This window comes from Candidatus Methylomirabilota bacterium (genome assembly GCA_036001065.1).
Lineage (GTDB): Bacteria > Methylomirabilota > Methylomirabilia > Rokubacteriales > CSP1-6 > MNEF01.
In genome coordinates, this window is record DASYUQ010000227.1 from 1 (window position 1) to 9,676 (window position 9,676).

Below are 9,676 nucleotides of genomic sequence, written 5' to 3' on the forward strand. Positions count from 1 at the left end.
CTGCGTATTCCGGAGCATCGTGATCACCGATTCCGGCCGAACGTGATCACCGATTCCGGGCATCGTGATCACTGATTCCGGGATCCTGATCACCGATTCCGGCGATCGTGATCACCCGTCGGTAGCGAAGCTGGTTCAGTCTAGGCCCCCCGATTGGAGGGGGGACATGGATGGGAGCGAGGCGGCTACCGATGAGACAGATACGCGAGATCCTGCGCCTCAAGCACGAGGGCCTGGGCCACCGGGCCATTGCGCGGGCCTGCGGGGTGGGCGTGGGGACGGTGTCGGAATACCTGCGCCGCGCGCAGCGGGCGGGCCTGGCTTGGCCCTTGCCGCCCGAGCTGGACGAGGCCGCCCTTGAAGGGCGGCTGTTCCCGCCCGCGGAGACGGGGCGGGAGCAGGTCCCGCCGGACCTGGTCCGGATCCATCAAGAGCTGAAGCGGGCAGGCGTCACGCTCCACCTCCTGTGGGAGGAGTACCGCGAGGTCCACTCCGATGGCTACGGGTACAGCCAGTTCTGCGAGATCTACCGTCGCTGGGCGGGCAAGCTCAAGCCCTCGATGCGCCAGCACCACCGGGCGGGCGAGAAGACCTTCATCGACTTCTCCGGCAAGCGACCGCACCTGGTCGACGGTAAGACGGGAGAGGAGATCCCCGTCGAGCTGTTCGTGGCCGCGCTCGGGGCCAGCAGCTACACCTACGCTGAGGCCACCGCGACCCAGAAGCTCCACGACTGGGTCGGTGCCCACACCCGGATGCTGGAGTACTTCGGGGGCTGCACCCAGCTCTGGGTCCCGGACCAGCTCAAGAGCGGCATCACGCAACCGTGTCGCTACGAGCCCGGTGTCAACCGCAGCTACCAGGACCTGGCCACGCACTACGGCGCGGTCGTCATACCGGCGCGCCCGGGCAAGGCTCGGGACAAGGCGAAGGTGGAATCGACGGTGCTCGTGGCCCAGCGCTGGATCCTGGCCCGGCTGCGCCACCGCACCTTCTTCGAGCTCGCCGAGCTCAACGAGGCCATCCTCGAGCTGCTCGATCGGCTCAACGGCCGCCCCATGCAGAAGCTCGGGGTCAGCCGGCGCGACCTGTGGGAGAGGCTGGACCGACCGGCGCTCAAACTACTGCCCGTCGCGCGCTACGACCTGGCCCAGTGGAAGCCGTGCCGCGTCAACATCGACTACCACGTCGAAGTCGACCACCACCCCTACAGCGTTCCCTATCAACTCATCGGCGAGGAGATGGAGGCGCGCTACACCAGCTCGGTCGTCGAGGTCTACTACAAGGGTCGCCGCCTGGTGTCCCACGTCCGGCGCTATGACCATCAGCCCTCCACTCTCGCCGAGCACATGCCGAGCTCCCATCGGGCGCATGCGGAGTGGACCCCCTCGCGGCTCATCCACTGGGCGGAGAAGACGGGACCGGCCACGGGCCGCCTGGTGGCCGGAATTCTCGACAGTCGTCCCCATCCCGAGCAGGGCTACCGCGCCTGTCTGGGGCTGATGCGCCTGGGCCGGCACTACGGCTCCGAGCGGCTCGAGGTGGCAAGCGCCCGCGCCGAGCGGCTGCGCTCCTACAGCTACCGCACGGTGAAGAACATCCTCGCCTCCGCCCAGGACCGTCTGCCCCTCGACGACGAGCCACCCGCCCAAGATCCCACGCCCACGCACGCAAACATTCGCGGCGCCGACTACTACGCCGCAGAGGAGGAGAACGAATGCTGACCCAACAGACCGTGGAGAAGATGAACGCCATGAAGCTCTCGGGCATGGCCGAGGCCTTCCAGCAACAACTCGGCTCGAGCGAGTGCACGCGGCTGAGCTTTGACGAGAGGCTGGGACTCCTGGTCGACAGCGAGTGGACGACCCGCGAGCAGCGCAAGCTCAAACGCCGACTCCGCTCGGCCAAGATGCGTTACGCCGCCTCCATCGAGGACGTCGACTTCAAGCACCCGCGCTCCCTCGATCGCCAGCAGGTGCTCAGCCTCGGAAACTGCGGCTGGATCCAGAGCCGGCACAACCTGCTCATCACCGGCCCCACCGGCATCGGCAAGTCGTATCTGGCCTGCGCGTTTGTGGAGCGCGCCTGCCGCCGCGGGTACTCCGCCGCCTACCTGCGTCTGCCACGGCTGCTGCAGCAGCTCGCCGTGGCCCGTGGCGACGGATCCTACGACCGCCTGCTCGGCCGCCTGGCCCGGCTCGACCTGCTGGCCATCGACGATTGGCTCTTGGCCCCTCTGCGCGACGGCGAGCGACGCGACATCATCGAGGTCATCGAGGATCGCAGCGAGAGAGCCTCCACCCTCGTGGCCAGCCAACTCCCCGCCAAGGAGTGGCACACCGTCATCGGCGACCCCAACCTCGCCGACTCCATCTGCGATCGCCTGCTCCACAACGCACACCGCCTCGAACTCAAGGGGCCGTCGATCCGCCGCACCAAAGCCGCCCCCAAGGCCACGGCCGAGACCAAGGCATGAGCACCGTCGCTCCGCTCCGAACACGGCCCTCCTCGATTCGGCGCCCTTTGGGCCTGTGGACGCTGCCGGGGCTGCCGGTGCTATGGACGCGCAAACGGACGCGCGCCCACAGCACCTTGGACGCCGGCAAATGGACGCCGGCGCCCACAGCCCCTTGGAAAACCGGCCAAACGGACGGCCGGTTTTCCACAAGCGTCCACAGGCCGCGCCTCCGCCTTTCCTCCACACTCAACGGAAGGAGGCCAGACACTCCGGCCGTTTGAACGGCCGGCAACGACAAGCTATCGTCGCTTCGCTCCGACGGCGTGATCACGATCAGCGGACTCGCTGTTCACGATGCCGGAACCGGCGTTCACGATCAGCGGAATACGCAATACGAGCGCTAACACCCTCTGCCACAGAGAGTTACAGTGCCTTGAGACAGAAACGAGCTAGGCATCCGCGTGGCCTTGGGCGCGCGCACCAAGTACGTGCTGAGCGCGGCGGTGGGGCGGCCAATCGTGCTGCTGGGGGTGGGCTCGCTGGGAGGGCTGCTGTTGGGTGTCGTGGCCAGCCGGTTGCTGGAAAAGATTGTGTATCAGGCGAATCCGCTGGATCCGGTGGTCTTGGGCGGCGCCGTGCTCACGATGGCGCTGCTCGGCATTGCAGCGTCCGCCACTCCAGCCCTGCGAGCGCTTGCTGTCGATCCATCCAGACTCATGCGGGAAGAGTGAGGCAGGTGAATACTTGAACCCTTCCACTTCACTTTGCGCTCGCTCCCTCGGCGGTCGCTGATCTTATTCTCGTTAGAGTCCAGATGACGGTGAATGAGTATATACTAGTAGTATGACCCGTCAGATAATAGTTGAGGTGGACGAAGGCACCGCACAGGAGCTGGAGCGCATCGCGCCCAGTCGGGCCCGAAAGCGCTCCGAGTTCGTGCGCCGAGCCCTACGGCAGGCCCTCGACGCCGAGGTCGAGCGGCGCATGGCCGAGGCTTACCGGCGGCAGCCGGACAACGCGGAGCCGGAGGTCATCGATCCCGAGGCCTGGGAGTCGCGAAAGCCGGCGACCCCGCGCCGCCGACGCCACCGTTGAGACAGTACGAGCTCTGGTGGGCGCAAATGCCGGACCCGATAGGTCGGCGGCCTGTCCTGCTGCTGTCCCGCAATCCGGCCTACGAATATCTGACGCGGGTGATCGTCGTCGAGATCACGTCGACCATTCGAAGCATCCCTGTCGAGGTCAGCCTCGGACCCGCGGAGGGACTCCGGCACCGCTCAGTCGCCAACTTCGACAACGTCCATGTCGTCGCCAAGCAGCGCCTGATTTCACGTATCGGCGCCCTCAAGCCTCGGCGTGTCGACGAGGTCAAGCGCGCGCTCGGCTTCTCGCTCGACTGGCCGGAGCTGAAAGGGGTCTGAATGCCGGTTCTCTGGGCTACGTGCGGCTACGGGGGCTGCTCGAAGGAGTCGGAGGCCTGTGACTATGCGGTCCAGCTCGGCGCTCCAGCGCTCGAGCAGGCTCCGGATGTCCGCGCGGGTGATGTCCGCGGGCCGTCTCGAGCCGAAGACGGGGAGGACGTCGTGATTGGCGGCGCGCTGGAACTCGATGAGGCTCAGCGGGCGCATCGCCGGTCCATGCTTCTGCACGAACAAGCCGATCAGGTCACCGAAGGTCTGGCCGGCCTGGCGTTCGCTGACCTTCTCGGCCTGCGGGTCCTCGCCGAGTCGCGCCCGCGCCCGGATCTGTCTCGCGGCCTCGCGAGCCCGGGCCAGCGTGAGATCCCCGACGCCGCCGATCGTGTAGCGCTGCCATCGACCGCCAGCGAAATAACCGACAGAGTAGACGCGGGACCTATCGGCACCGACACGCAGACGGAAGCCACGCACCAGTTCGTCGGTATAGTCGGTTCGGCCGCTGACCGCCGGCAGGATCCGCACGTTTCGGTCGGTCAACTTCACCTTCCGCGTCGATCTCGCCGCGCCATCCTGCATGTGCGCTGTTTCTCCGGGGACGAGCCGGGGACGAGTCATCCGCGGACAGTATGGCACAGCGTGCGGCCGTCTGGGACCGGTCTTTTGCTCTATTTATACAGTGAATCTAAACGTAGATTCTTTCAGGAAGACTCACACAGTTGCATCAGGTTTAACTCTATAGACTCTACGAACATGTAAGTCGGCCGCTCGAATCGGCTGGGGCGCAGCATTTGGGTCAATAGTTAGGTTGCAGTTGGGGTGGCTTGGCGCCCTGTTCAGCTGGTCTGTTTCTTAGCTTCCGAGATCGTTTCACGGAGAGCCGCCGACTTCAGCAACGGATCGAGCGCCGGGCACAGCGCCTGTCCCCACGACGTAAGGCCGTCTTCGACCTTCGGGGGCACTCTGGTGATGAACGATCCTGCGGACGATGCCGTCTCTCTCCATTTGGCGAAGCTGCCGGATCAGCATCGCGTGGCAGTCCCACTGCCTCCAAGAGGATCGCCGTGTAAGACTCGCGTCCGCGCGTAGTGGCCGGCCGGGATGACGCCTTTCCAGAAGCTCCTCGCGGGCTTCTCGACCGCCCGCGCCAGCGCGAGTCAGGAACTGGCGACGCCAGCGCGCTCGATCGTCACGGCTCCTCCGCCGGCGGGACCGTGAATCCCGGCGAGAGCGTCGCGCGCGCGGCGGCGAGCGCGCTCTCAATCCGCGCGGCGTCGGCCCGCCGTCCTTGCGTGGCATAGAGGGAAGCGAGTCCCTGCAGCACGGCCACTCGCCGCGGGTCCCGCGCTTCGATGTGCTCGAGCGCGGCCAGAGCCCTCACGAAGAGGTGTTCGGCCGTCCCGTCGTTCCCTTGCCGCGCGTAGAACGCTGCGAGGTTGGCGAGTAGCTCTCCGCGCGCCGGGTCGTTCGGTCCGAGGGCGTCCTCCGCGACCCCGAGCGCTTCCCGGTGCAGAGACTCCGCGCGCGCGTCGTTTCCACGCTGTTCCTCCAACACCGCCAAGCCGGACAGGCTGGGCAACCCGGCCGGATGGCGCGGCCCGTACGCCCGGTCTGCGTTCCGCAGCGCGCTCCGATAGAGGTTCTCCGCCTCCGCGGGGCGGCCGCGGAACCGGTAGCAGTCGGCGAGCGTCTGCTTCAGGCGGATGAGGCCCGGATGATCTGGGCCGCCGAGCGCCCCCTCGCCGAGGTCCAGACCCTGCTTGAGGATCGGCTCCGCATCCTGATAACGCCCCTGAAGCATGCGCAGCGCGCCGACGTTGGCCACCGCCGCCGCCCTCACCGCCGGCCGGGCGTTCTCGAGCTCGGCCACGCGCCGGGCGCGGAGAAGGAGCGCCTCCGCCCCGTCGAGATCCCCGCGGGAGGCGCGCACCGCAGCCAGGGTCGTGAGCGCCTCGGCCAGCTCCACATGCTCGGGCGCCTTCATCCTCTCGTAGAGCTTCCGCGCACGCGACGCCCGAGCCTCCGCCTCGCGGAGGTCGCCACGCTCGGCGAGGAGCCTGGCCAGTGACGTCAGGATGCGGGCCACCTCCACGTCGGGAAGGCGGGGCGCCGTCTCGCCGAGAACGAGCGCGCGCCGGAGAAGGGTTTCCGCCTCGCGGGAGTCGCCGCGGCCGGCCGCCAGCGCCGCGAGGACATCCAGCGTCGAGACCGCGCGCGCCCGAACCCTGGCCGCAGAAGAGCCGCGAGCGCCGGCCTCGTCGATCGCCAGGCCCCGGCGCAGCGCGGCCTCGGCCTCAGCCATGCGGCCTTTGCCGACGAGCCACATGCCCATCCCGTACTCTGCGGCTCCCGCATCGTCGGCGCGGCCGGCGCGTGCCGCCGACACGACCAGCAACGTCGCCAATACGATTGGACATCGTTGATGAATGCGAAGCCGTCTCATTCGAGGCTCACTCGCGCCGAAGCAACTGCGCCGGGTCGATCCCCAGCACGCGCCGGGCGGGAACGTAGCAGGCGAGCATCGTGACGAGGCCGAGGCCCACGGCTACCGAGGTGAGCGTGAGCGGATCGAGCGGCGTCACACCCAGCAGCACGCCGCGGATGACGCGTCCCGCGAAGTAGATGCCCGGCGCGCCCATCAGCACACCCGCCATCACGAGGGACGCACCCTCTCGGAGGACGAGTCGCAACAGCGCACGATGGTCGGCGCCCACGGCCATCCTCAAGGCGAGCTCGTGACGGCGGCGCATGACGGCGCCGGCCACGACGCCGTACAAGCCCATCGCGGCGAGGAGCAGCGCGCCGAGCGCGAATGCGGAGAGCAGCACGGCGCTGATGTGCTGGCGTCGCAGCGAGTGGCCGACCAGGTCCCCCATCGGCCGGATCTGCGCGGCCACGAGGCGCGGGTCGATGCGCCGTATCGCCAGACGCACGTCCGGGATCAGCGCGCGCGGGTCCCGGTCCGTCCGCAGCACGAACGCCTGGTGCCGAACAAAACCCTCCGCGCGGACGAAGAGCTGCGGGCGCCCATCCTGATGGACGTCGTACAGCCGCGGCTGCCGCACCACGCCCACGATCGTGAGCGGACGGTCCCCGATCCGTACCTCCGCCCCGATCGGGCTCGTCGTCGGAAAGAACTGTCTGGCCAGCGCGCCGTCGATCAGGGCTTCGTCCTCTCGGCGCGCGGGGTCGAAGCCGCGGCCGGCCAGCAGGCGAATGCCCATGACGTCGAAGTACGTGGGTCGCGCTCCGACTAGATCGACTAGCGGCGCGTCCCGGTCGGCGTCGCCCGTGTTGCCGGGCGCCCCCGGAAAGGTGATCGCGGTCTGATAGGACGACGCGGCGTGGAACGCCGGCAGTGCTCGCGGGCTGAACGGAAGGACGGACGTCGCGCTCGCGCCGCTCACGCCGGGCAACGCGGCCAACTCCTGCTCGATCCGGTCCTGGAGCGCGACCACGTCTTTCCCTTCGGGAAAGAACTCAGGCGGCATACGAACCCAGAGGCTGAGGACGCCTTCGGGCCGGAAACCGGGATCGACGCGCAGCAGCCGCTCGAAGCTGCGCACCACCAGCCCGCCGGCGGCGAGCAGCACGAGCGATAAGGCCACCTGGGTCACCACCATGCCGCGCCGCAAGCGTCCGTGGCCGCCGCCGCCGCGGACCGCGCTGCTCGCGAGGAGTGAAGACAGCGAGGCGCGAGCCGCCCAGGTCGCCGGGGCCAGAGCCGCGAGAAGGCCGATCAACGCACCGGCCGCGATCGCGACACCGGCGATGCGCCCGTCCACGGCGATCGCCTCCCGGCGCGGCAGGTCCAGCGGCGCCAGCGCGACGAGGGCCCGCGTGGCCCAGAAAGCGCCGAGCGCGGCCACGCCGCCGCCCCCCAGCCCCAGCAACGCTCCCTCGAACAGCGTTGCCCGCGCGACGGCGGCCCCGCTCGCGCCCAGGGCGCGCGAGACCGCCAGCTCCTGCTCGCGCTGGGCGGTCCGCGCGAGCAAGACCGATGCGAGGTTGACCATGACCGCCAGGACGAGGAACACGCCACCGAGAGCGAGCGCCACCAGGGCAGGCCGCACGCCGGCGACGAGGTCGGACTTCAGTCCCACCGGATACAGTCTCAGCCCGCGCCCGTGGAAATCGCGGCGGTCCACGGTCCGGCCCACGGCTTCCACGGCGGCGGCCAGTTGCTCGGGGGTGGTGCCTCGCCGCGCGCGGATGAGGCCCGCATACGATCCGTCTCGCGGATTGGCGTCTTCGAGCAGGACACGAAACGGGATGAAGGCATCGGCCGGCTGCGGCGGCCCCGCACTCTCGTTCCGGGCGAACACGAAGCCGCGCGGCAGGACGCCGATGACTTGGTAGGGCCGGTTGTTCAGGCGCACCTCGCGGCCGATGACCTCGGGATCGGCGCCGAGCCGATTCCACAGCTCATGCGTCAGCACCATCACCGATGACACCCCTGGCCCGACTTCGTGGGCCGCAAAGCCGCGTCCGAGCGCGGGCGGCACGCCCAGCAGGTCGAACAACGCCGGCGACGTGAACATCACCGGAATCTCGATCGGCTCGCTCTCGCTCCCGATGGAGAACGTGTTGAGCTGGCGGCCGAGGCCCACGACCTGCTCGATGACCCCGCCGGCCTTCTGAAGCTCCACGACGTCCGTCCCGGCCAGCATGCCGCGCTTCAGGTCGGCAATCGGGCCGTAGTCTCGCCATACGTAGTACAGGTCGTCCGGGTCCTTGTATGGCATCGGGTCGATCAGGACCCTTTGGACGACCGTGTAGACGACGGCGGACAGGCCCAGACCAACCCCGAGTGTCGCCACCGTTGACAGGACCAGCGTCGGCGCACGCCTCAACCGGCGGATCGCGTGCTCGACATCGCGGCCCCAGTCGCCGCTGCGCCGCCACGATATTGCTGGCCGGAGCCGCTCGCCCACGCCGTTGCGCAGCGAGTCCGCGAGCGCCCGGACGCACACCGCCGCCAGGCGGAGGGTCCCGCCACGGCGCAGGACGTCCTGCGCGCGGTCGCGGTACGCCTCGACCAGCGCGTCGCCCATCTCGTCGCGGAAGTCGGCGGGGTAGAAGCGAAGCAACAGCCTGAACCACCGCTCCGAGACGGTCATCATATGACTCCGGCTCATTTGGTGTCCTTCGGGAGAAGGCCTCCAATACGCGCCGCACGCATCAACATTTCGAGCCGCCGTGCCTCGGTCTTGGCGGCGCGTCGGCCAGCGTCGGTGATGCGGTAGTAGTTGCGGCGCTCGTCGTCGGCTTCCGCCGCCGGCCGGCGGGCCGCCGCCTCGATCAGCCGGCTCTCCACCATGCGCGCCAGCGCCCGGTACATCGTGCCGACGTCCGGCACGGCCTTTTCATCGCGCGCTTCGATGTCCTGGATGATTCCGTAGCCATGTCGCTCGCCCGCGGCGAGGCTGAGCAGGATGTGAAACTCTACGCGCCGCAGCGGCGGGTGCTCCCTCTCGCGGCGGTCTCGATCCATACCCATGGATTGCCTTCCCCCTGGCCACGTCGGTTAGATGTGGCATACATATATGCGCCACACATCTAATGGCTGCACGTCTCGCAGCAATCGTCATGCCACTGGCCCGCCGTTGCGAATCACGGCCTTGGCGGAATGCGACGAGCATTCATGTGTGCTTCCTGTCCGAGCGTGGGACGGGAGGATCCCATCTCCGGACACCGGCGAGTCGCATTCGTGCTCTTAGACCGGCCCTCAGGTCCATGGATGCACTTATGGCTTAGGCGCTCGCGAGAAATGACCCATCTCTGCTCGCGGGAAATGGCCTAT

General features: G+C 68.4%; 8 protein-coding genes and 2 pseudogenes. 6 read left to right on the plus strand and 4 right to left on the minus strand.

From position 1 onward, the window contains the following. The first annotated feature begins 170 nt into the window (after window positions 1–170). The 6 genes and pseudogenes from istA to VGV13_21855 all read left to right on the plus strand — a co-directional run bounded on the left by istA (window position 171) and on the right by VGV13_21855 (window position 4,632). Entirely contained in the window at window positions 171–1,724 is a 1,554-nt protein-coding gene (istA, locus tag VGV13_21830; protein ID HEV8643720.1) for an IS21 family transposase, read from the plus strand. Beyond that, window positions 1,718–2,476 (plus strand): IS21-like element helper ATPase IstB, encoded by a 759-nt coding sequence (istB, locus tag VGV13_21835; GenBank protein ID HEV8643721.1) that lies wholly within the window; start codon window positions 1,718–1,720, stop codon window positions 2,474–2,476. Before istA ends, istB begins: the two co-directional genes overlap by 7 nt. Window positions 2,477–2,910: 434 nt before the next feature. Continuing rightward, window positions 2,911–3,189: pseudogene (locus VGV13_21840) on the plus strand (FtsX-like permease family protein). A gap of 136 nt (window positions 3,190–3,325) precedes the next feature. Next, the gene (locus VGV13_21845) at window positions 3,326–3,553 is read left to right on the plus strand and encodes a hypothetical protein (GenBank protein ID HEV8643722.1); all 228 of its coding nucleotides are present in this window, start codon (window positions 3,326–3,328) and stop codon (window positions 3,551–3,553) included. Further along, window positions 3,550–3,879: a type II toxin-antitoxin system PemK/MazF family toxin gene (locus tag VGV13_21850; GenBank protein HEV8643723.1), complete on the plus strand. Its 330-nt coding sequence runs from the start codon at window positions 3,550–3,552 to the stop codon at window positions 3,877–3,879. Before VGV13_21845 ends, VGV13_21850 begins: the two co-directional genes overlap by 4 nt. A gap of 162 nt (window positions 3,880–4,041) precedes the next feature. Beyond that, window positions 4,042–4,632: a hypothetical protein gene (locus VGV13_21855; protein HEV8643724.1), complete on the plus strand. Its 591-nt coding sequence runs from the start codon at window positions 4,042–4,044 to the stop codon at window positions 4,630–4,632. A 77-nt stretch (window positions 4,633–4,709) separates the two neighbouring features. Here the strand turns inward: VGV13_21855 and VGV13_21860 are convergent. The 4 genes and pseudogenes from VGV13_21860 to VGV13_21875 form a co-directional block, all read right to left on the minus strand. Continuing rightward, window positions 4,710–4,902: pseudogene (locus VGV13_21860) on the minus strand (winged helix-turn-helix transcriptional regulator). A gap of 160 nt (window positions 4,903–5,062) precedes the next feature. After that, window positions 5,063–6,277: a tetratricopeptide repeat protein gene (locus VGV13_21865; GenBank protein HEV8643725.1), complete on the minus strand. Its 1,215-nt coding sequence runs from the start codon at window positions 6,275–6,277 to the stop codon at window positions 5,063–5,065. A gap of 46 nt (window positions 6,278–6,323) precedes the next feature. After that, the gene (locus VGV13_21870; protein HEV8643726.1) at window positions 6,324–9,011 is read right to left on the minus strand and encodes an ADOP family duplicated permease; all 2,688 of its coding nucleotides are present in this window, start codon (window positions 9,009–9,011) and stop codon (window positions 6,324–6,326) included. Continuing rightward, the gene (locus VGV13_21875) at window positions 9,008–9,373 is read right to left on the minus strand and encodes a helix-turn-helix transcriptional regulator (GenBank protein ID HEV8643727.1); all 366 of its coding nucleotides are present in this window, start codon (window positions 9,371–9,373) and stop codon (window positions 9,008–9,010) included. The genes VGV13_21870 and VGV13_21875 overlap by 4 nt, the downstream gene beginning before the upstream one ends. Between the last annotated feature and the right edge of the window lie 303 nt (window positions 9,374–9,676).